Origin of the sequence: Allobosea sp. 2RAB26 (assembly GCF_052115465.1) — a bacterium.
Lineage (GTDB): Bacteria > Pseudomonadota > Alphaproteobacteria > Rhizobiales > Beijerinckiaceae > Allobosea.
Genome location: NZ_JBFRGS010000011.1, coordinates 22,025 through 43,597, shown reverse-complemented (window position 1 = coordinate 43,597; position 21,573 = coordinate 22,025). Strand labels below are relative to the sequence as shown.

17 protein-coding genes and 1 pseudogene are annotated in these 21,573 nt (G+C 63.7%); all 18 read right to left on the bottom strand.

Going from position 1 to position 21,573, the window contains the following annotated elements; genetic code table 11:
- Window positions 1-36: 36 nt before the first annotated feature.
- A pseudogene (gene selB, locus AB4118_RS21150) lies at window positions 37-1,851 on the bottom strand (selenocysteine-specific translation elongation factor); the annotation flags it as partial.
- The gene (locus AB4118_RS21145) at window positions 1,848-2,597 is read right to left on the bottom strand and encodes a tetratricopeptide repeat protein (RefSeq protein WP_441491598.1); all 750 of its coding nucleotides are present in this window, start codon (window positions 2,595-2,597) and stop codon (window positions 1,848-1,850) included. The pseudogene selB and the gene AB4118_RS21145, both read right to left, overlap by 4 nt.
- On the bottom strand, window positions 2,584-3,990 hold the full coding sequence (gene selA, locus AB4118_RS21140; RefSeq protein WP_441491597.1) for an L-seryl-tRNA(Sec) selenium transferase: 1,407 nt from the start codon (window positions 3,988-3,990) through the stop codon (window positions 2,584-2,586). The genes AB4118_RS21145 and selA overlap by 14 nt, the downstream gene beginning before the upstream one ends.
- Before the next feature lie 25 nt (window positions 3,991-4,015).
- Window positions 4,016-4,936, bottom strand: coding sequence for a formate dehydrogenase accessory protein FdhE (fdhE, locus tag AB4118_RS21135; protein WP_441491596.1), 921 nt, complete (start codon window positions 4,934-4,936; stop codon window positions 4,016-4,018).
- A 68-nt stretch (window positions 4,937-5,004) separates the two neighbouring features.
- Window positions 5,005-5,700, bottom strand: coding sequence for a formate dehydrogenase subunit gamma (locus AB4118_RS21130; RefSeq protein ID WP_441491595.1), 696 nt, complete (start codon window positions 5,698-5,700; stop codon window positions 5,005-5,007).
- Window positions 5,684-6,604, bottom strand: a complete 921-nt coding sequence (gene fdxH, locus AB4118_RS21125) for a formate dehydrogenase subunit beta (protein WP_441491594.1) — start codon at window positions 6,602-6,604, stop codon at window positions 5,684-5,686. The genes AB4118_RS21130 and fdxH overlap by 17 nt, the downstream gene beginning before the upstream one ends.
- A 10-nt stretch (window positions 6,605-6,614) precedes the next feature.
- Window positions 6,615-9,698, bottom strand: a complete 3,084-nt coding sequence (gene fdnG / locus AB4118_RS21120) for a formate dehydrogenase-N subunit alpha (RefSeq protein WP_441491593.1) — start codon at window positions 9,696-9,698, stop codon at window positions 6,615-6,617.
- A gap of 611 nt (window positions 9,699-10,309) precedes the next feature.
- A complete protein-coding gene (locus AB4118_RS21115) occupies window positions 10,310-11,131 on the bottom strand; it encodes a hypothetical protein (RefSeq protein WP_441491592.1) in 822 nt (273 codons plus the stop codon).
- 51 nt (window positions 11,132-11,182) lie between these two features.
- A complete protein-coding gene (locus tag AB4118_RS21110; RefSeq protein ID WP_441491591.1) occupies window positions 11,183-12,028 on the bottom strand; it encodes a hypothetical protein in 846 nt (281 codons plus the stop codon).
- 140 nt (window positions 12,029-12,168) lie between these two features.
- A complete protein-coding gene (gene lon / locus AB4118_RS21105) occupies window positions 12,169-14,580 on the bottom strand; it encodes an endopeptidase La (protein ID WP_441491590.1) in 2,412 nt (803 codons plus the stop codon).
- Between the two features lie 40 nt (window positions 14,581-14,620).
- Complete coding sequence (locus tag AB4118_RS21100) at window positions 14,621-15,025, bottom strand: Hsp20/alpha crystallin family protein (protein ID WP_441491589.1); 405 nt, start codon at window positions 15,023-15,025, stop codon at window positions 14,621-14,623.
- Between the two features lie 159 nt (window positions 15,026-15,184).
- Window positions 15,185-15,595, bottom strand: a complete 411-nt coding sequence (locus tag AB4118_RS21095) for a hypothetical protein (RefSeq protein ID WP_441491588.1) — start codon at window positions 15,593-15,595, stop codon at window positions 15,185-15,187.
- A gap of 432 nt (window positions 15,596-16,027) precedes the next feature.
- Window positions 16,028-16,270, bottom strand: a complete 243-nt coding sequence (locus AB4118_RS21090) for a GNAT family N-acetyltransferase (protein WP_441491587.1) — start codon at window positions 16,268-16,270, stop codon at window positions 16,028-16,030.
- Window positions 16,237-16,572, bottom strand: coding sequence for a GNAT family N-acetyltransferase (locus AB4118_RS21085; protein ID WP_441491586.1), 336 nt, complete (start codon window positions 16,570-16,572; stop codon window positions 16,237-16,239). The genes AB4118_RS21090 and AB4118_RS21085 overlap by 34 nt, the downstream gene beginning before the upstream one ends.
- 135 nt (window positions 16,573-16,707) lie before the next feature.
- Window positions 16,708-17,625: a helix-turn-helix domain-containing protein gene (locus AB4118_RS21080; protein ID WP_441491585.1), complete on the bottom strand. Its 918-nt coding sequence runs from the start codon at window positions 17,623-17,625 to the stop codon at window positions 16,708-16,710.
- A 127-nt stretch (window positions 17,626-17,752) separates the two neighbouring features.
- The gene (locus tag AB4118_RS21075) at window positions 17,753-18,754 is read right to left on the bottom strand and encodes an IS30 family transposase (RefSeq protein ID WP_441491584.1); all 1,002 of its coding nucleotides are present in this window, start codon (window positions 18,752-18,754) and stop codon (window positions 17,753-17,755) included.
- Between the two features lie 897 nt (window positions 18,755-19,651).
- Entirely contained in the window at window positions 19,652-21,166 is a 1,515-nt protein-coding gene (gene gatA / locus AB4118_RS21070) for an Asp-tRNA(Asn)/Glu-tRNA(Gln) amidotransferase subunit GatA (RefSeq protein ID WP_441491583.1), read from the bottom strand.
- A gap of 86 nt (window positions 21,167-21,252) precedes the next feature.
- Window positions 21,253-21,540 carry an Asp-tRNA(Asn)/Glu-tRNA(Gln) amidotransferase subunit GatC gene (gatC, locus tag AB4118_RS21065; RefSeq protein WP_113512524.1) on the bottom strand — a complete coding sequence of 96 codons (288 nt, stop codon included), beginning with the start codon at window positions 21,538-21,540 and terminating at the stop codon, window positions 21,253-21,255.
- Window positions 21,541-21,573 lie beyond the last annotated feature (33 nt).

The window sequence follows — 21,573 nt, the reverse complement described above, 5'->3', positions numbered from 1 at the left end:
GATGGTGACGCCATGGCGATCGAAGAATTCAAGGATCTGGATCGCGACCTTGCGGCCGTTATCGAGCCTGTCGCGAAACTGCGCGGCGTTGAACCCGGCCGGGTCGCGTGCCGCGAGGTCTGCCGCGACGCCGACCATTTCGGAGACCGTATCGCGCAGGAAGAAGTGGTCAAGTGCGAGCTCGTGGACGTCGCCGCGACGCCCGGCAAGGCGGAACAGGCGGCGGATATCCTCCTCGCGGCAACCGAGGATCTGGGCGACGTCGCGTACGCGGGGCGGGCGGAAGCGCTCGCCGCTGCCGATCAACGGCGCGACGCGTGCCCAGAGCGCCTCATCCTGCGGTGTCAGCCTGACTTCGTGCTCGGGCCGCCTGATCCAGGAACCGATGACGACGAGTTCACCAGCATGCGCCAGCCGGGTCAGCGCCGTGCGGAAGACGGCGGCAGGCAAGCGCGGCGTCACGGCCAATCGCAGCCTTTCCAGCCCCATTCCCGGCTGGTCGGGGTGGTCGGCGTGATAGGCTTTCAATATCTCGATCACCGAGCCGGAGAGGTTCTTCCAGCTCTGCGGGAGCATGACCGAAGCACCGATTGGCACAAGGCCGAGCCTGACCGCCAGTGCCTCGGACTGCCCGGGCCCGAGCGCGCGGTCACGCGCGAAGGCCTCCAGCTCGGCATGATAGGGTGGCTCGTCGAGCAGCCTTGCCAGCGCCTCCGCATCGTCGGTCTCGGCTAGGGCGAACAGCTGGGCCTGCCTCTCCGGGCTTCGGCGCCGACGCTCCGGCGCGCGCAAGTCGAGGAAGCGGCCACCGCCGATCGTCCGTGAGGCGCTGGTGTCGCGCAGCACGAAGCGATCAAGCGTGGCGGCCGCGATCGGGCTGTCGAGCACGAGCTGTACCAGCGCCGTCGCGCCGGGCGCGATCTCGCCGCCAAGCAGGACGATGCGGGCGCCCACCTCGGTCGCCGCATGGTGCAGCCGCACCGGTTGCCACATCGCCAGCGGCTTCTTCTCGGATGCGACGATTGTGAGTTCGGCGTCGATCCGCGTGGCCGGAGCATGCAGATGCGAAGCGACAATCATATCGCCACGATGGATCGCGTCTTTTGAGATCTCCGACCCGGCGAGATTGAGAGCACAGCGATCGCCGGCCGTACCTCGCTCAGTGGGGAGGTTCTGGGCGTGGATCGAGCGCACGCGTGCCGGGATGCCTGAAGGGGAGACAATGATGCTGTCGCCGACCGCGACTGCTCCGGAGAGGACCGTACCGGAAACGACCGTGCCGGCGCCGGAGAGTGTGAAGCAGCGATCCACGGCCAGGCGGAAGGCGCCATCGCCACGGCGCATATGCGAGGATTGGGCTCGTTCGCTCAGCAGCGCGGCAAGCTCGGCGATACCCGACCCGGTCACGGTCGAGACCGGCAGGATCGGTGCGTCAGGGAATGGCGTATCAGCAAGCAGCATACCGATCTCGCTGTGCAACGCGGCGAGGCGCGCCGCTTCGACGAGGTCGGATTTGGTGATCGCGACGACGGCTTGGCCAATGCCGAGCAAGCGGGCAATGTCGACATGCTCGCGCGTCTGCGGCATCACCCCGTCATCGGCCGCCACGACGAGCAGCAGCAGATCGATGCCGGAGGCGCCGGCCAGCATCGTGTGCACGAATTTCTCGTGACCAGGCACATCGATGAACCCGACGATCCGGCCATCCCGCTGCGGCCAAAAGGCAAAGCCGAGCGTGATGGTGATGCCACGCTCCTTCTCCTCCTTGAGACGATCGGTATCGACGCCGGTGAGGTGTTTCACCAGCGAGGTCTTGCCATGATCGATATGGCCCGCCGTGCCGATGATCATGGCGCGGCCTCATCGGGCGCGACGGCCGCGCGCGCTGCCTTGATGAAGGGGGCGGCGAGCAGGCTGCCGCAGCGCTCGGCGTCCAGCAGAAGGCCGAGAGCGCGGGCAGCATCTTTCGTGACGCCTTGGCCGAGCAGTGTCGCGGCGCCGAGCATGGCCTTCGCGTCGGCGTCGCCGGCTTCGGCGCCGCGCTGCCACCACTGCGCCGCCAGCACCGGATTCCGCTCTACGCCGAGCGCCTCGTGATGCATCATCCCGAGCCGGGTCATGCTGGCAGCGATCCCGGCCCCGGCCGCGGCTTCCGCCCAGCGCAGGGCGTCGGGCAGGTCGGCCGCACTGCCGCTCTCCAGGAGCATCCAGGCGAGCATGTCCTGCGCCGGCGCATCACCCTGTTCGGCCGCGAGCCGGTAGAGCCGGGACGCCTCGGCGTCGCTTTGTGCGACGCCGTCGCCCTTGAAATGCAGGGCAGCGAGATTGCGCTCGCCGACCGGATCGCCGCTTTCGGCCGAGAGCGAGAGCCAGCGCAGCGCGAGCGCCGGATCGGGCTCGACGCCCAGTCCCTCGGCGAAGCAGGCGCCGATATTGTTCTGGGCGCGCGCCAGGCCGGCATGAGCGAGCGGACCCCAGATGGCCAGAGCCGCACCGTAATCTCCACGCTCGACCGCCGCCGCGGCGGCAGCCATCGCCGTAGTGGTGTCGGCCGGCGGCGACCGGTCGCGACGGAGGAGGCGGTCAAGCAAGGGCATCGCCGGCCTCGGGATTCAACAAGGGCAATTGGCCGATGAAGGCGTCCTCGTCCTCCAGGCAGCGCAGGTCGAAGACCAGCGCGCCTTGAGCGATGCGCCCGATCACGGGCAGGGGCAGGGCGCGAAAGGCGGCGGCGAGTTTGTCCAGTGCCGCGCCGGAGGCCTTGCCGGATGGCTTCATCGTGATGCCGGCACTCGGCAGCGTTTCGAGCGGCAGCGCGCCTGAGCCGATCTGGCTGGAGCAATCGGCGATTTCGACGATCCAGCCGGAGCCAAGAACGTCGGCGACTTGCGGCTGCACGCGCTCGGCCAGGATGCGCAGTGCGGCTACAGGGCGCGTGAACAAGCGCAGCGTCGGCAGCCTGTCGGCCAGCCGGTCGGGGTTGCGGTAGAGCTTCAACGTGGCTTCAAGCGCAGCAAGGCGCAGTTTGTCGAGGCGCAGGGCGCGCTTGAGCGGGTTCTTCGCGAGCTGGGCCACCAGTTCCTTGCGGCCAGCGATGAAGCCGGCCTGCGGCCCGCCGAGCAGCTTGTCGCCCGAGAAGGTGACGAGGTCCGCGCCGCCCTTCAGTGCATCCTGCACCGTCTTCTCATGGCGCAGCCCCCAGCGCGCGAGGTCGATCAGCGTGCCGGAGCCGAGATCATCGACGAAGGGGAGGTCATGCTGATGCGCCAGCGCCGCGAGCTCTGCGGGCTCAACGGCAGCGGTGAAACCCTGCACCATGTAATTCGATGTATGGACCTTCATGATCAGCCCCGTCGCGGAGCCGATTGCCTCGGCATAATCGCGCAGATGCGTCCGGTTGGTCGTGCCGACCTCGCGCAGGATCGCGCCGGCACGCGCCATGATGTCGGGCATGCGGAAGGCGCCGCCGATCTCGATCAGCTCGCCGCGCGAGACGATGGCCTCGCGGTCCCGGGCGAAGGTGTTGAGCACGAGCAGCACGGCCGAGGCGTTGTTGTTGACGAGCAGCGCGTCCTCGGCCCCCGTCAGTTCGCGGACGAGGTCGCGGACATGCGCGTCGCGCTCGCCGCGCTTGCCGGCCTCGATGTCGTATTCGAGGTTGGTCGGGGAGCGCATCGCCGTGATGACGGCGTCGATCGCCTCCTCCGCCAGCAGGGCGCGGCCGAGATTGGTGTGCAGCACCGTGCCGGTGAGGTTGATGACCGGTCGTTGCGACGGCCGCTCCTGTTCCTCCAGGCAAGCCAACGCGCGCTCGGCGATCGCCTTGACGGGGGCAGGGTGGGGCGGTTCAGTTTGCCGCATCCGCTCCAGAACCTGACGGACAGCCTGTGTGGTCGCCGGTCGGCCGTGGCGTGCAAGGGCGAGCTCGCAATGCGGACTGCGCAGCACCTCATCCACCGATGGCGGGCGGAAGCGTTCGGGTCGGTTCATCAGGCTCCCTCCGGGAGACGCATGATCAGTAGCCGAGCAGGAAAGGGTTTACGCCAGCACGGCGCCATCCTGCTTCCGAGACCAGAAGGTCGAGGCCGAGGCTCGCGACATCGTCGGCCACTGGCTCCAACTCCGCATCCTTCCGTTGGTTCAGGATCTTCAGGTAGGTCCGGCACTCGTCGCAGGTCTCTGCCTTGATCGTGTCAGCGATCCCTTCGATGGCCTGATAGGCGATGCCCTTGGTCGAGCCGCAGGAGACGCATTTCACCCGGACGTGGTTCCACTGCGTTGCGCAAAGCGAGCACTGGACATAGCGAACACCTTCGATGTTCGCCGTGGCCATGACCGCGCTGGCGACAGGCGGGCCGCCGCAGCACGGGCAGACGCCGTCGGCGACGGGCTGGGGCAGGGTGGCGTCGAGCAGCGCAGCGCGCAGAGCTCCAACGACTTGCAGGGCCGCAGCCGCGAAGATGTGTTCGGCGGCAGTCTCTGCAGGCACGGCGTCGTCGAGCACGGCTGCGAACATGGTGCCGCGGGCGGCGCTGTCCGCTTCCTTCGCCCGGTTCAACGCGGCGCGAGCAAGCTCCGGCATGATGACGTCTTCGAGCAGAACGAGAAGCCCTGCGAAACAAGTGGACGTCGCCTCGTCCAAGGCCAACTCCGTACGCGGCAGCAGAGGCATCGCGTTGGCCGCTCGGCTCCGTTGTTCGGCGAGGGAGGGCATCGAGGGCGGAGCGATCACGCCCGCCAACTGCTCCTGGGCGGTTGAGAGCGCCGCAAGGAAGGTCAGATAGGGCTGGAGCTGGTGCCCCGGTGCCAGGGCTGCGAAGCGCATGGCGCGCAGCCCGAACATCAAGCGTGGGTCTGGAAGCCGGACGAAGGGGGGCTTGTCGCGTTCGGCGATGCCGACATCTTCAAAGGTCGCAAAATCCTGGCTGTCACTCATCAAGTATCAACCTCACGAACCGCACGGGCCACGTCGAGGCGGAGCAGCCGAAGCTGCCCCGCGAAATTCTATTCCGCCGGACCTATGCCATGACGGCGCGGGGGCACCTGCCGCTCGTCGATGACGCCCTTGCGGGCCTCGCGCCGGAGCCAGAGCCGATGATGCCGGAAGGCCCAGCCCCCCGTCACCTTGCCCTCCGTCATCGCGTTGATCGTGCCGCGCACATAGAAGCCGGCATAGATATGGACGATGACGACCAGCAGCATCGCGATTGCCGCGAGTGCATGCACGATATGGGCGAAGCGCTGCTGTTCGATGGTGAAGCTGGTTCCGAAATACTCGTACCAGATCATCAGACCTGTCCCGAACAGGACGAGGATCATCAGCGTCATCAGCCAGAAGACGAGCTTTTGCGCTCCGTTATACTTGCCGATTTCGGGGAGATTCTCCTCGCGCCCGGCCATCACATCGCCGATATGGCGCATCCATTCTGTATCGACACGGGTCCAGAAATTGTAGCGGACCATCTGGACGAACAGGATGGCAAAGCTCAGCAGCAGCACCACGCCGATCCAGGGATGCAGCATCCGTGTATTCGAGCCTCCACCGAAGAAGCTCGACAGGAAGAACAGCGACGGGTGAAACAGGGCGGCCCCGCTGAGCGCAAGCAGGATCAGGGAGATCGCCGTCACCCAGTGATTGACGCGCACGCGGCCGGGGTAGCGGTCGACGGTCGTGCGCTCCTCCTCACGCCTCACGGCCACGGGCTGCCTCCTCGTCGATCAGATGCTCGGCCTCGCGATCTTCCGCACGGCTGACATCGTTGCGTCTTGCGACGGTCGCATGGACGAAGGCGAACATGGCGGCGAAACCCACGACAGCCATGCCGGTATATTTGGTCAGTCCCTTCCAGAGCTCAACGACCTGGCTGATCCTGGGGTTCTGCGGAAGGTTGGCGTAGAGCTGCGGCCTGTCGGCATGGTGCAGCACGTACATCACATGCGTGCCGCCGACGCCCGGCGGATCGTAGATGCCGGCATTCTTGAAGCCGCGCGACTTCAGGTCGGTGATCCGGCCCTCGGCATAGTTCAGCATCGCGGCCTTGGTGCCGAAGACGATCGCGCCGGTGGGGCAGGCCTTGGCGCAGGCCGGCGCCTGGCCAACCGAGACCCGGTCGGAACAGAGCGTGCACTTATAGGCCTTGTGATCGGTCTGGCTGATGCGCGGGATGTTGAAGGGGCAACCCTTCACGCAATAGCCGCAGCCAATGCAGTTCTCGGAGACGAAGTCGACGATACCGTTATTGTACTGGACGATGGCGCCGGGGGCGGGGCAGGCCTTGAGGCAGCCCGGATCGGCGCAATGCATGCAACCATCCTTGCGGATCAGCCATTCCAGATTGCCGCTTTCCGCATTCTCCCATTCGGTGAAACGCATCAGCGTCCAGGTATTCGGCGTCAGATCGTGCGGGTTGTCATAGACGCCGATGTTGAAGCCGACCTCCTCGCGCAGGTTGTTCCATTCAAGACATGCCGCCTGGCATGCCTTGCAGCCGATGCATTTCGAGACGTCGATAAGCTTCGCGACCTCGAAATCATGCCGAACATCCGGCGGCCTGAAGGTCGTGGCCGAGATGCGGGCGAAGTCCTGACTCTGCAATCCTGCCATCGCCGCCTCCTCAGCTCGTGACCGGCCCGTTGCTCGGCTCGACATTCACCAGGAACGCCTTGAACTCGGGCGTCTCGATGTTGGCGTCGCCGACGAACGGAGTGAGGCTGTTGGGGCCGAAACCCTTCCTTGCCGCACCGGTGAAGCCCCAATGGAGCGGGATGCCGACGATATGGACCGTCTTGCCGTCGCAAATCATCGGCTTGATGCGCTTGGTCACCACGGCTTTCGCATGCACGGAACCACGGTTGGACGAGACCTTCACCCAGCTGCCGGGCTGGATGTTCTTCTCCGCGGCCAGTTGTTCGCTGATCTCGACGAAGAACTCCGGCTGCAGCACCGCATTGACCCAGACATGCTTGGTCCAGAAGTGGAAGTGCTCGGTCAGGCGGTAGGATGTTGCCGCATAAGGGAACTTGTCCGAAGTGCCGAGCGCCGCCAGATCGTCCTTGAAGATGCGAGCGGCGGGGTTGCCGCGGATCTTGGGCGCCATGACATTGGTGACCGGGCTTTCGAACGGCTCGTAATGGGCCGGGAAGGGGCCGTCTTTCATCATGCCCCGCGAGAACAGCCGCGCGGTGCCCTCAGGGTTCATGATGAAGGGGCCGACATCCCGCGGCTTGGCGGCCGGCGCGATGTCCGGCACGTCGAACCCGGTCCAAGTGCTGCCATTCCACTCGATCAGCCTGCGCTTGGGATCCCACGGCTTTCCGTCGATATCGGCGGAGGCGCGGTTGTAGAGGATGCGCCTGTTGGCCGGCCAGGCGAACGCCCAGTTGGCATAGGCGCCGGTATTGCCGGGGTCACTCGTATCCCGGCGGGCCATCATGTTGCCCCGCTCGGTCCAGGAGCCAGAGTAGATCCAGCAGCCGCACGCCGTCGATCCGTCATCGCGCAGCTGCCCGAACGTATCGACCAACTTGCCCTTCTCCAGCACGATCTTGCTCGGATCGACCGGGTCGGTGACGGTCGAGACGACGTAGCCGTTCATCTCCTTCGCCAGCTCGTCCGGCATCGGATCGTCCGGTATCCGATAGGGCCAGTGCAGGTTGAGGATCGGATCAGGAAAGGCGCCGCCTTCCTTCTGGTAGAGCGCCCGCAAGCGGAGATGGAGCTGCCCCATGATCCAGGTGTCGCTCTTGGCCTCGCCGGGAGGTTCGGCTCCCGGCCAGTGCCATTGCAGCCAGCGGCCGGAGTTGACGAGCGAGCCCTCATCTTCTGCGAAGCAGGTCGTCGGCAGCTCGAACACCTCGGTCTGGATGGCCTCGGGCTTGACGTCGTTGAAGACGCCCTCGTCCTTCCAGAAACGCGATGTCTCCGTCTGCAACGGGTCCATCACGACGAGGAATTTCAGCTTGGAGAGCGAAGCCGTGACCTTGCCCCGATTGGGGAAGGACAGCAGCGGATTGAAGCCCTGGCAGAAATAACCGTTCACCTTCCCCTGGTTCATCAGTTCGAAGGTGCGCAGCACGTCGTAGCCCGGCACGTCGAGCTTCGGCAGCCATTGATAGGCGAAATCGTTCTCCGGGGTCGCCGCATTGCCCCACATCGACTTCAGGAAGCTCACCATGAACTTCTTGTAGTTCTGCCAGTAACTCATCTGGTTGGGGCGCAGCGGCTTGAAGCCGCGCGTGCTCATATAGGTCGTGAAATCGACCTCCTTGTCCGTCGGCAGGGTCAGATAGCCGGGGATCAGGTTCGACATCAGGCCGATATCGGTCAGGCCCTGGATGTTGGAGTGGCCGCGCAGCGCATTCATGCCGCCGCCACGCATGCCGATATTGCCGAGCAGCAGCTGCAGCATCGCCATCGAGCGGATGTTCTGCGAGCCCTTGGAGTGCTGGGTCCAGCCGAGCGCATACATCGACGTCATGACCTTGTCGCGCGCCGACGTCTCCGAGATCATCTTGCAGATCGTCAGGAACTTGTCCTTCGGCGTTCCGCAGATGCGTTCAACCATCTCCGGCGTGTAGGCCGCGATGTGGGTCTTCAGGAGCTGGTAGACGCTTCGCGGATGCTGCAGCGTCTCGTCGATCTGCACGTAACCGTCCGGACCGAGCTCGTATTCCCAGCTTGAGCGGTCGTAATCGCGCTTGGCTTCGTCGTAACCGGTGAACAGACCCTCCTGATAACCAAAGCCTTCCTTCACGAGGTACGGCGCGTTGGTGAAGGCGCGCACATAGTCGTGCTGGATCGTGTCGTTATCGATGCAGTACTTCATCACCCCCAGGAGGAAGGCGATATCCGTGCCCTGCCGGATCGGCGCATAGAAATCAGCGACGGACGCCGAGCGCGTGAAACGTGGATCGACGACGATCAGCTTCGCGCCCCGCTGGGCTTTCGCTTCAGTGACCCATTTGAAGCCGCAAGGATGCGCCTCGGCGGCATTGCCGCCCATGATGACGACGAGATCGGTGTTCTTGATGTCCGTCCAGGAGTTCGTCATCGCACCGCGACCGAATGTTGGGGCCAGACTGGCCACCGTCGGTCCGTGTCAAACGCGCGCCTGGTTGTCGAACGCCAGCATCCCGGTGCTTCGCACCACCTTGTAGGTCATGAAGGCGGTTTCGTTGGTCGTCGCCGAGGCCGCCAGGAACCCGGTGGACAGCCAGCGATTGACCGTCACACCATCCTGATTGGTGGCGATGAAATTCTTGTCGCGGTCGTCCTTCATCAGCCGCGCTATGCGGTCGAGCGCCTCCGCCCAGCTGATGCGCTTGAAGTCACGTTGGCCGGGGCCGCGATATTGCGGGAATTTCGTGCGCGTCTCGGCATGGACGAAATCGAGCAGGGCCGAGCCCTTGGGGCAGAGGGTACCGCGGTTCGTCGGATGATCCGGATCACCCTCGATATGGATGATCGCCGAATGGGCGTTTTTCGATCTATCGCCCAGGCCGTACATGATGACGCCGCAGGCGACAGAGCAATAGGGACAGGTATTTCGCGTCTCGGTGGTTTGCGCCAGCTTGAAGGGGCGCACGGCCTGAGCCAGCGCCTGCTCCGACTCCCCGAACCCCAGCGCAGCTATGGCTGTTCCAGCCAGTCCCGTTCCTGCGCCTCTCAAAAACTGGCGGCGCGATAGCTCTTGAAGCATCCGGACCTCCCAGAAGGCGACATATTCGCCCTTGTTCTCTTTGGAATAGTGAAACTCTGGACCGGCGGCGTCAAGATGACTTTCCGGAAACTGGCGGCCGCGTGCGTATGCCGCTGCGGCACTATTTCGTCGTCTTGTAGATTATATCCATCGCATATTTGGAGTATCGACCGATATTTTGCGCCGATCCTGATCGAATGATATCAACAATATGCAGATATATTAACAAATCGATTGATGACGCTACGTATGACAGCGAGTAACGACTGATAATGTCTACAGCCTGGAGCGCCAAGAACGAAGCCCTGCCTAAATATTGGTCGCATTGCTCGATTATCGTCCGATTTCTACAAATGTTCGGATAGCCTCGCGATCGCGTTGTCGGGCGACTGCGTCAATCTGCCGGCCCGGGAACCGCGCCTGCATTTGCGACACGGATCGTCGGCTGTCCTACGTAAGGGACCGGGTTTGCCGCAAAACGAATCATGTCGAGGAGAAATCTGCCGTGTGGAAGCATGGCGTTGGGGCCTGGATATCGCAGCGGTGCTCCAACCAGCTTGCAAGAGCGTTGCCATCGCCCTGAGATGTCGCGCCGTGCCTGCGGGTTCGGGCTACCCGCAAGGCGCTTTGCCGTCGGATTGGAGATAGGATTTCAATTCAGCCGGGGTGGAGCTGAACAGGCCAGTGAAATCCTTCTGAGTGACGAATCCGGCTCGCGACAAGAGGCGGATCTGTTCGGCGAGCGGCTCCGGCACGAAGGCAGACGGTTGATAGCCCGAGGTAACGTCATTGCCGCGGCCTCTGTCGGCACTATCGACAGCGACGATCATTCGACCCATCTCGCTTTCGCGGACATTCTTTACCATGGAAATGTGTTCCCGCCGCGCGCGAACGAATTCGCTTAGCCGTGCGACCAAGCGGTTGCGGTATTGGTCGTCGCAAAATCGGTTCTTGTAGATGCGCATCGTGCACGCCAGGAATTCCGCGCCTTTCTCTGGTCCCAGGAATGTCTGCCCGCGTTTTTCCGCGTAGGCTGCGGCATCTCTGCTCGTGGGCTTCATGCAGCGTTCGTGCAGTTCGCTGTCGATCGCACTGAAGCCATCGGCAGTTTGCTGCATCTCAAACGTCATCATCCAGGACTGGCCGACGATGAACGGCACCGATCCTTGCTTGTTGTAGGACCGCGCAACCGCAACGGGATCGGAACCGAAGCCCGCAACAACGGCCGGAGCAGTCGGGGGTGGGGGGCTGGAGCTGCGCCCCAGCAAGAAATAGGCGCCAGAAAAGCTCACGAGAATGGCGACCACGCCGATTGCAATGTCGGCCAGGCCTATGCCAGGACCGCCGCTCCCGCCCTGGGGACCGCGAGAGCTTGCCTCAGCGCCACCGCCTTTTGCATCGGTGGTCGGAGGCTTCCTCTTACCGAACGACATGGTCTCGATCCCGCTACACTCGTGTTGTCTTATCGGGCAGATGCCGGCGTCCTATCGTGGGCAGACGCTGGTTGCGCCGTACCCGTCCGGATCAATGCGAGTATCCGCCTTCACGCTTCGTTGGCCGATCTCGATCCGGCGTGCGTTCGTGGTCGACCAGACGCGCAAATTCTCTCTGGAGATGCCGAAATAGCGCTGCCATCTGTCCAGCGCCGCGCAGACCAGTCGCTGCCGGGGTCTATCCGTTTGGAAACGGGAATAGTCTCCCGGGCTTGCCACGTCCCCGGCCCCAAAGGCACCGACGCGAAACCCTGCGAGCAGTCCATCCCTGGCTCCGGCGAGATCAAACGCAAACGGTCCTTCGACGCCAATCTTCGCCCGCTGGCTCGGGAGTGCCCCGCTGATCTGCAATAGAGCCGGCCTGTCGGCGATGAGGACGACGGCAGACGCGCCAATGTTGGACAGGTCCAGGGCAATGGCCTGCGGGTCCGATTTGCCGGGGAGCTTGGCCTGCGCCTCAGAGGTCACTGCGGTCGTTTCGGCCGCACTGACGGCGTGGAAGACGACATGCACCATGTCCGTATTCCTGGCCTCGGCAGATTGTGCAGTCATGCCCTCGAGGCGCTGGAAGAGCCGTTTCAGTGCCTCGGCATCGTCACCGGAGACGACGCCGCTCGCGCGTTGCGCGGATTCGATTTTTGTCAGCAGGGGATCGAATGACGGGGTCGCGCGCCAGAGATGAAAATTCACGGATACGAAGATGCTCGCTGCGGTCACGATCGGCAGCACCAGGACAAGAATGAGCAAGGCGTTGGCGACGCGCTCAGCCCGCGTCGCAACCGCGCCGCCGGCCTCCTGCAGAGCGGGGTCTTGTTGCTGCTTCCTTCCGAATGACATCGTCCGTTGCCTCAGCCGTCCAAACGGGCAGGAGGATACTGCCTGCCGCGTTCCTTACGCTGGGTTAAGCGACCCAGGGTAGAACAGGAAATGGCGCCACGAAATTGAGGGGAGGGCCACGGCGTGGCCTGATGACGTCCTCACTCAGCCGCAACAGCCTGATCTGCCGGCTTGTCCTCGAGCGCGGCCGTCATCGCGTCATCGACCTTTTCCAGCCAGATGAATTCGAGCCTCTTGCGGGCATCCTCCGGGATGTCCTCGAAATCGCGGCGGTTGCGGGCTGGCAGCATGACGCGGGTGAGCCCGGCTGCTGCAGCCGCGACGACCTTCTCCTTGATGCCTCCAACCGGCAGAACCAGCCCGCGCAAGCTGATCTCTCCCGTCATGGCGGTGTCGCTTCGCACAGTACGGCGGGTCAGGAGCGAAACCAGCGCGGTGAACATGGCAACCCCGGCGCTTGGCCCATCCTTGGGCGTAGCGCCGGCGGGGACGTGAATATGGATATCGCTCTCGGCGAACATGGCGGGGTCGATGCCCAGTGATGAAGCACGGTTCTTGACCACACTGAGGGCGGCCTGGGCGCTTTCGCGCATCACGTCGCCAAGCTGGCCGGTCAGGATCAGGTTGCCCCTTCCGGGAATGCGGGTCGCCTCGATGAAGAGGATGTCGCCACCAACCGGCGTCCAGGCCAGCCCGGTGGCAACGCCGGGTACGCTTGTGCGCATGGCGACCTCGTTCTCGAAACGGGGCGGACCGAGGATCGTCGCCAGATCATCGGCCCCGATGCGAACCTGCGTGGCGCTGCCTTCGGCAATCTGCACCGCCGCGTGGCGCAGCGCGCGGCCGATCTCCCGTTCGAGACCGCGTACTCCGGCTTCGCGGGTGTAGTCATGGATGATCCGCCGCAGCGACACGTCGTCGATCTCGACCTGCTCAGGCGCGAGACCGTTGGCCTCGAACTGCCGCCGCAGAAGATAACGCCGTGCGATCTGGAGCTTCTCGCTTTCGGTGTATCCGGAGAGGCTGATGATCTCCATGCGATCGAGCAGCGGCCCGGGGATCGTGTCGAGCATGTTGGCGGTGGTGAGGAACACGACGCGGGAGAGATCGAACGGGACGCCGAGATAGTTATCACGGAAGGTCGCGTTCTGCTCCGGGTCCAGCACTTCCAGCATGGCGGCGGAGGGATCGCCCTGGATGCCTCGGCCCATCTTGTCGATCTCGTCGAGCATCATCACGCAATTGCGCGCCTTGGCCTTGCGGATCGCCTGGATGATGTTGCCGGGCAGGGCGCCGATATAGGTTCGGCGATGGCCCCGGATTTCGGCCTCGTCATGGACGCCGCCCAGGCTCACACGCGAAAACGGGCGCCCCATGGCTCGCGCGATCGACTGACCGAGCGAGGTCTTGCCGACACCGGGCGGGCCGACGAAACACAGGATCGGCGCCTTGCCTCCCGGAGCGAGCTTCCGCACTGCGAGGTATTCGATGATGCGGCGCTTGATCTTGTCGAGCCCGAAATGATCCTCGTCGAGAATCTGGCGGGCGGCAGCCAGATCGATCGGTTTCTCCTCGGGGAGGGCCCAGGGCAGCTCGATCAGCCAGTCGAGATAGGTGCGAACCATGCCCGCCTCGGCCGCAGCCTCCGGCATGCGCTCGTAGCGGCGCAATTCCTTGCGCGCGACCTCTTCCGCTTCCGGCGTCATCCCGGCCCTCGCGATCGCTTCGGTGAGCTCGGCGACCTCCGGCCCTCTGCCGTCCGTCTCACCCAGCTGGCGCTGGATCGCTGCCATCTGCTCGCGCAGGATCGCTTCGCGTTGGCGCGCATCGAGCGATTCCTTGGTCTGGCGGCCGATTTCCTGGGTCAGCCGCAAAACTTCGATCCGCCGGGCCAGGAAATGCGAGATCCTGTCCATGCGCTTGGTGATGTCGATGGTCTCGAGGAGCTCCTGCTTCTCGTCGACCGTGATATCCAGATAGGCGGCGACGAGATCGGCCAGGGCCGTGGGCGAAACGGCCGATTGAACGGCCGCAAGCAGTTCCTGCGGCACCTGCGGGAGGAGTTGCAGCGCCTCGAGCGCCTGTTGACGCAGATGGAGTGTATGAGCCTCGATCTCCGGTGTGAGGAGATCGGGCTGCTCGATCCGCAACACACGCGCCGCGAAGAAGGGGTTCTCGACCACAAACTCGACCAGGCTGAAGCGTTGCTCCCCTTGCAGGACAAGGTGATGGCTGCCGTCCGGCGTGTTGATATAGCGGAGGATATTGGCGACCGTTCCCACCCGGTGCAGGTCCGCAGGCGCCGGATTCTCGATCTCGGAGTCGCGCTGCATCAGAATGCCGACCGGTCGCTCTTCGCGAAGCGCCTGCTGGGCCGCAAGGACCGAACGATCTCGTCCGATCGTGATCGGGAATACCGTTCCGGGGAAGAGAACCATGTCGCGGACCGGAACGATGATCAGGGCATCGGAAGGCACGGTCGAAGGCGCCGTGGGATGAGCGACCGATGCCGCCGGCTGTTCGGTTTCCTGCTCTCGATCCTCGCTCGGCATGAATCCCTCCCAGGCACCTGTTCGCGAACGGCTCTCGACTTCAAATCGATTTCTGCAGGCTGAGCACCAGGCAGCCATTCGCGTCGCTGCGCGTCACGGCCGCGTAGCGTCCTGGGGGCAGATGGACGCGGCGCTCGAAATGGCCCTGGGGAATCTCAAGCCGATGGATAGCCGCGGTGCGGAGCTCCGAGGGCAGGGTGCGGCGCCCCACCACGACGAGTTCGCCGTCTTCGATGGCGATTTCGACCTGGTCGGTGCACACTCCCGGCAAGGCGACCAGGATCAGGACCTCAGTCTCGAGCTCGAGTACGTCGACCGGTGGGACCCAGGACACCTGTTGGGCCGCCTGGCGTGGCTGGAAGAACTGTCGGTGCAGATGCTCGGCCCGCGTCAGCATCGCGATCGCTTCCGACCACATCCAGCTCTGATGATCGTCACGCCTCATGTCCGCAGCTCCACTTAAGGTGCTTTCAGCATTCTAGAGCCTAGCCACGCATCATGGCCAGATTGGGCATAAGCTTGCGTCCTGAGCAACAGATACGGCGTGGCAGAACAGGGCGCCACAGCGTGACGGAACATAGCGCGCAGGCTGAACCTTGCGACCTCAGGAGCGATCCTCGCTGCAGGAATCCTTCGGCCACTCGTATGAAGTCGAAAGAGGCTCGCCCAAGCTCACCCGGCACAGCCGAGCGCGCTTCGCTAAGATAAAAAACAAACAAAACCAGGTATTTACGGGAATATTCTCACCACTGACTTTCAAGTTGTGAGCGGCTGCATCTCGCGCAGTCACGGCATCGCGGTCCTGCCTTCGAGCCACTACAACGCGCAGCCCGCGCGCAATGAGTTCGCCCGCCTGTCGAAGTTCCAGGCGTTTCTCGAGGCGCTGCAAACCTGGAAATACCATCCGAGGCGCAGCCTTCGCTGAAGCAGCCCACAATGATGGTTCAGGGAGACCGATCGGGTTTTCGGATTCCCGAGCATCCATGCGCATGAGGCGGATGGTTTCCGGATCCACCACTCGTTCCTGCACCACACTGGTGCTGTCAGGACCGGCCGGGCCACGAGAACATCTCTCGGCAGCGCATCGGGGTTGCAGCGGCCAATCGTCCGTCCATGCCAGCAGCAGGGCAGCTTACGCCGCAATGCGACGGCTCAAGCGCTTGTCGCCGTCGGTATGAACTCCGTCAGTCTCGGATCCGAAGGAGGGCTCGATCGGTGCTCCGAAGGGCGCGCCTTTGTCAGAACCCGATAGACAAGTCTCTGTCTGTGCTCGTTAGACATGTCACTCGCGCCGGCTTTCCAGCGGAGCTCAAGCAGCGCGGCGGAGCTGGTCAGGGTTGCACAGCCGCGCTGCGGCGCTGCTACAAGCAGCCGATCGGGCAGGGCGCGACGCCCAAACCGAAGGGCAGGGAAGCCCGTTGCGGAATCCGGTCGCCCTTTCCGATCGCTAACGCACCTTGGCGTATACGAAGCAGTCTCGCGGTTCGTTCAAAATATTGGGCGAGAGCAGCCGTCGTTGGAGAAGCCCCTCGCGTATCATTCCAACTTTCTCCATTACGCGGGCGGAGCCGACGTTTTCGACGTCGCAGAACGCTTCCACCCGAAAAATGCCTGGATAACAAAGCGCATGCTGAACCTCCCATGACAGCACCTCGGTCATGCAGCCACGCCCCCAAGCACTGCGCTGCAAGACGTAACCGTACGAGAGCCTGCAGAAACCCTCGCATCGATCATGCCCATGATTTCGGAAGAACTATTCTTTGGGGTGATGACCGAGGCAAAACGCTTTCCTGCATCCCAGTCGGCTCGGCTGACCTCAATATTTGCGCGAGTTTGATCTGGGGATGTAGCGGGTCGCCACGTCAGAAATCGTGTAACGTCTGAGTCAGAAGCGTAAGAATGGAATATACCATCAGCATCGGAAGATCGAACACGCCTCACTTCGTATCGCTCAGTATGGAATATCTCCGGGACTTCGTAGTGCTCGGTCATAATAGCCTATCTTTCGCGGTCGAAATCACACGCTACCTCCGACCTTTGAGAAGCGCAAAATTTCACGAGGCGTTATGCAAGCTTCACCTTCGACCCATCTAGGACATTGCCGATCCTTCCGGCTGCTTCGCTCCGCTAGCCCGCCTTGAAGATGCTCTTGCCCTGACCCTGGCGTCGCGGCGCTCGGCCGCTGGGTGACATGTTGAGCTTCTTCTGGCGCTCGGCAATGTAGGCCAACGTCGCACCTAACCGCTTGTTCTCGACGATCGCGGCCTGATCGACCTGCTGAACCTTGTCGAATGTCCGATAGGGCAGGTCGAGGCCCTGGTGCCGGATCGCAAACCGACCGTCCGGATAGTCGTAAATCGTGACACGCTGACGGGCGAGGGGGCGTGTCACCGGCGTTGGCTCGAGGATGAATAGCATCTTGTCATATTGCAGCGTCAGGCTCTGCGAAACCGTTCGCTCCTCCTTCCAGGCGAAGGCCTCGTCAATATCGTCGTTCTCAACGAGCGGGCGGTGCAGATCCTTGTCGTTGAAGGGAGCCTTGGCGAAGCGGCGATTGAAGTCCTCCATGAAGCCCGGCAGGAAAGCGTTGCCGGCCTCGATCGAGGAGATTCCTTCGAGCCGCAGTTCCTTCACCAGCCGGTCCTGCAGCGTGCCATTGGCGCGCTCGACCCGGCCTTTGGCCTGCGGGACATTGGCGCAGATGATGTCGATGTTGAGCTGATCCAGCGCCCGGCCGAACTGGGTCATGCCGTTGCCGCCGGTCGCGCCGACCTTGTTGACCCGAAACGTCGCGTGCTTGTCAGAATAGAAGGCAACCGGCTTGCCGTAGCGCTGGAGATAGGATCGGTTGCTCGGCTTGCCTCGCTTCTTGGAGGCCAGCGCCGCCGGGCCACCATCGTGATAGGCCCGCAAGAGCCGAAAGACCTGGCGTGAGGTCACGCCCAGGAGCTGCGCCGCTTCGCCCGTTCGAATCCGCTCCGCCAGCAGATCCTTCAGCACATGAACCCGATCGATCTCCGTTCGGCTCATCAACAGCACCGTCATCGCCCGCAACTCCCCAGCCGCAACGCCGAGGAAAAACTGACACGTCTAATGAGGAGGAGCGCGACCTTTCTAACGGGGTTTGCGGATTCCAGCCGAAGTGCGACAGGCTGGGTTCGAGGCTAGGCGATCATCCGGTCTCCCGTAAACCCACGGCGAAGATCTCGGCCGGCGTGCGGTAGCCCAGACACTTGCGCGGCGTGGTGTTGAGTTGGTGACAGATCTCGCGCAGGCGACGGTCGCGCACTCCTACCAAGTCGGTGCTGCGCGGCAGATGGCGCCGCAGTCGCCGGTTGGTATTCTCGACTGAGCCCTTCTGCCAAGGAGCGCTCGGATCGCAGAACCAGGTCTCGGCGCCAAGCCCGTCCTTCAGCCGGCGCCAGGCTGTGAACTCAGTGCCACGATCGAAGGTGAAGCTCTGGCGTGCCCCGGCTGGAAGCGGCGCCAGCGCCTCGATGATCTGCTCCATCAACGGAGTCGACTGGCGGTCCGGATTCCTCATCAGCAGCGTGTAGCGGCTGGTTCGCTCGACCAGCGAGGTGACGTTCATCTTGCCAAATTCCCGCCGAAAGATCAGCAAATCGCCCTCCCAATGCCCGAATTCCTGCCGTGCACCGATCCGGGCAGGGCGATTGGCAATGCTGTTTTGCAGCGGAATCGACACGCCGCGCGGCTTGCGAGCCCCGCGCCGCCGGCGAGCCCGGCGCTGTTCAGGCAGGTACTGAGGTAGTCCCAGGTTCCTGCCTTCGGCGCTGTAGGCGAACTGGTAGATCGTCTCGCAACAGACCCGGACCGAACTCAGTCCATCGCGCTTCAGGCGGCCCGCGATCTGCTCTGGTGACCAGCCATGTTTCATCCGATCGACGATGCTGTGTCGCAAGGCAGAATGGCGCAGCAGCTTGCGCTGCCGCTGCCGCCGATCCCTGGCCAGGTCCTGTGCCGTGACCGGGAAATACCCGTCATAGGTCTTGTGCTCCGGGTCGACCCAGGCGTTGCGCCTCAGCTCCCGAAAGATCGTCGAGCGGTGCCGGCCGAGCTCGCGTGCGATCGCGTCGACCGACAGCTTCTTGGCATGCAGCCGGTAAATCCGGCGGCGCTCATCCAGATCCAGATGCAGGTAGGCGCAGGCCATTCGTAACACTCCAGGCGTAACTCACTGATTTCTCTCATGAGTCGCACTTGGAAATGGAATCCACCGTTCTACAGCCTTGATTCGCATAAGACATATTATGGAACTCCCATGCGGTTTCATGCCTGTTGCGTTTTCACCCAAACCGCCTGCTACCGCGACGTGGAGAGCTCGGTAAATTGCGGTTGCGGGTGTTGCATTCTGGGATATCGATTACGGCTCAGACGTCGGCGACTTCTCTATGCCTATCAGTTTGCTTTCACAGTCACTTCCACCGGCGCTGGCCGGACTGGCGAGCGTCGGAGCGTTCGGACTTCCGCGCTATTGGTCGACTATCTGGAGTGACGAGCTGAAGGCATCCTGGGAGCCTTCGACGCGTCGCAAGCATCTCGCCGCTACATGCGCCATCTCTTCCAGCGTCGAGAGAATGTCCTCCCGCTCCTCGGTTTCGATCACGCTGCCCGCACGTTCATCTGCTTCGTTGAACCACTCGACGCACGCCTTCAGCACGGCTCGGACGTCCCCCCTTCTCGGCTTGGACCCGAGTTCCCTCAGCGCGCTGCAAGCCTCGTGAATGGCGGCGCGAGCCCGGATGGTGAAGTCGGCCGACGGGAATGGCGGCGAGGGAGACCATCGCTCAAATGGCGTCTCCGCAAGCCCGCGGCGACGAAGGCCAGCGCCCCTTGCAGGAAAGTGAGACAGGCCCAGGCGATGGCGCGGCTGAAGATCATGCCGCCAGCCTAGACCCAAAGCATGGTCCAGCGGAAATCTGTCCGCGCCATGCCGGACAAACCGCAAGGTGATGCAGAGCCGGAAACGATCCGGAAACTCCGAAGATCCAGGTGACGAATCCCGGGCTCCTGCCTGGTGGCTCCCGGGATTGGCGCCGCGCTCAGGCGCTTACGCCCACCACTTCTCGCCAACCGTGAAGCGGCCAGCCGCGTCCTCGATGACCTGGCCGAGCGAGAACAGCGTCTCCTCGTCGAAGGGGCGGCCGATCAGCTGCAGGCCAAGCGGCAGGCCCTGCGCATCCTGTCCGGCGGGCACCGCGATGCCCGGCAGGCCGGCCATGTTCACCGTGACCGTGAAGACGTCGTTGAGATACATCTCGACTGGATCAGACGAGCCCTTCTCGCCGATGCCGAAGGCCGCCGAGGGCGTCGCCGGCGTCAGCACGGCGTCGATTCCGTCGGCATAGGCCAACTCGAAATCGCGCTTGATCAGCGTGCGGACCTTCTGGGCCTTGAGATAATAGGCGTCGTAATAGCCGGCCGAGAGCACATAGGTGCCGATCATGATGCGGCGCTTGACCTCGGCGCCAAAGCCTTCGGCGCGGGTCTTCTCATACATCTCGACGATGTCGCGGCCCGGCACGCGCAGGCCGTAGCGCACGCCGTCATAGCGGGCGAGGTTGGAGGAGGCTTCCGCCGGCGCGACGATGTAATAGGCGGGCAGAGCGTATTTCGTGTGGGGCAGCGAGATGTTGACGATCTCGGCACCGGCTGCCTTCAGCCAGGCGATGCCCTGCTGCCAGAGAGCCTCGATCTCGGGCGACATGCCGTCGAGCCGGTATTCCTTGGGAATGCCGATCTTCATGCCCTTCACCGAGCGGCCGACCGCGGCCTCGTAGTCCGGCACGGCGAGGTTCGCGGAGGTCGTGTCCTTGGCATCGTACCCGGCCATCGAGCGCAGCATCACGGCGCTGTCGCGCACCGTCTTGCCGATCGGACCGGCCTGGTCGAGCGAGGAAGCGAAAGCGACCGTGCCCCAGCGTGAGCAGCGGCCATAGGTCGGCTTGATGCCGACTGTCCCGGTGAAGGCCGCCGGCTGGCGGATCGAGCCGCCGGTATCCGTCGCGGTGGCGGCCAGGCAGAGACCGGCGGCGACGGCGGCGGCCGAGCCGCCCGACGAGCCGCCCGGAACCAGATGGTTGCCCTCGATTGCGCCGGAGCCACCTGCTCCGACATTCGAGCCGCTGCGGCGCCAGGGATTGACTACATTGCCGAAGGCGCTGGTCTCGTTCGACGAGCCCATGGCGAACTCGTCATTGTTGAGCTTGCCGAGCATCACCGCGCCGTCGCGCCAGAGCTGGCTCGTCACGGTCGATTCATAGGCCGGCACGAACTCGCCAAGGATCTTCGAGCAGGCGGTGGTGCGCACGCCCTCGGTGGCGAAGAGGTCCTTGATGCCGAGCGGCAGGCCTTCGAGCGGGCCGCCCTCGCCCTTCGCCAGCCTGGCATCGGAGGCCGCGGCCTGCTTCAGCGCATGTTCCGGCGTCTCCAGCACGAAGGCGTTGAGCGCGCGGGCCTTCTCGATGGCGGCGATATGCGCCTTGGCGAGGTCAGTCGCGGAGAAGGTCTTTGCCTTGAGGCCGTCGCGGGCCTCGGTCAGCGTCAGGCGGGTCAGGTCGGTCACGTCAGTGGTTTCCGGCAAATTGAACTGGGAGGAGCCCGCGGAGCGCGCCTGGCACTTCCGGGGAGATAGAACGGGCGGATCAGCGCCTATTCGACCACCTTCGGCACCATGAAGAAATTGTCCTCGGAGACCGGCGCATTGGCGACGATCCGATCGGCGATCTCGCCATCCGTGACGACATCCTGGCGCTGCGTCATCGCCATCGGCGTGACCGATGTCATCGGCTCGACGCCGCTGACGTCGACCTCGTCCAACTGCTCGACGAAGCCGAGAATGGCGTTGAGCTCGCCTTGCAGCTTGGGCAGATCGGCCTCGGGCACGGCAATGCGCGCCAGATGCGCGACGCGCTTCACGGTGGCGAGATCGACCGACATGGCAGGCTCCTGAAACTGTGGCTGAACAAGCCG

What these genes read in the sequence shown, in the direction of transcription:
- AB4118_RS21145 (WP_441491598.1), bottom strand. Translation starts at nt 2,597, where the DNA reads ATGCCCTTGCTTGACCGCCTCCTCCGTCGCGACCGGTCGCCGCCGGCC.
- selA (WP_441491597.1), bottom strand. Translation starts at nt 3,990, where the DNA reads ATGAACCGACCCGAACGCTTCCGCCCGCCATCGGTGGATGAGGTGCTG.
- fdhE (WP_441491596.1), bottom strand. Translation starts at nt 4,936, where the DNA reads ATGAGTGACAGCCAGGATTTTGCGACCTTTGAAGATGTCGGCATCGCC.
- fdxH (WP_441491594.1), bottom strand. Translation starts at nt 6,604, where the DNA reads ATGGCAGGATTGCAGAGTCAGGACTTCGCCCGCATCTCGGCCACGACC.
- AB4118_RS21115 (WP_441491592.1), bottom strand. Translation starts at nt 11,131, where the DNA reads ATGTCGTTCGGTAAGAGGAAGCCTCCGACCACCGATGCAAAAGGCGGT.
- AB4118_RS21110 (WP_441491591.1), bottom strand. Translation starts at nt 12,028, where the DNA reads ATGTCATTCGGAAGGAAGCAGCAACAAGACCCCGCTCTGCAGGAGGCC.
- lon (WP_441491590.1), bottom strand. Translation starts at nt 14,580, where the DNA reads ATGCCGAGCGAGGATCGAGAGCAGGAAACCGAACAGCCGGCGGCATCG.
- AB4118_RS21100 (WP_441491589.1), bottom strand. Translation starts at nt 15,025, where the DNA reads ATGAGGCGTGACGATCATCAGAGCTGGATGTGGTCGGAAGCGATCGCG.
- AB4118_RS21085 (WP_441491586.1), bottom strand. Translation starts at nt 16,572, where the DNA reads ATGACCGAGCACTACGAAGTCCCGGAGATATTCCATACTGAGCGATAC.
- AB4118_RS21080 (WP_441491585.1), bottom strand. Translation starts at nt 17,625, where the DNA reads ATGACGGTGCTGTTGATGAGCCGAACGGAGATCGATCGGGTTCATGTG.
- AB4118_RS21075 (WP_441491584.1), bottom strand. Translation starts at nt 18,754, where the DNA reads ATGGCCTGCGCCTACCTGCATCTGGATCTGGATGAGCGCCGCCGGATT.
- gatC (WP_113512524.1), bottom strand. Translation starts at nt 21,540, where the DNA reads ATGTCGGTCGATCTCGCCACCGTGAAGCGCGTCGCGCATCTGGCGCGC.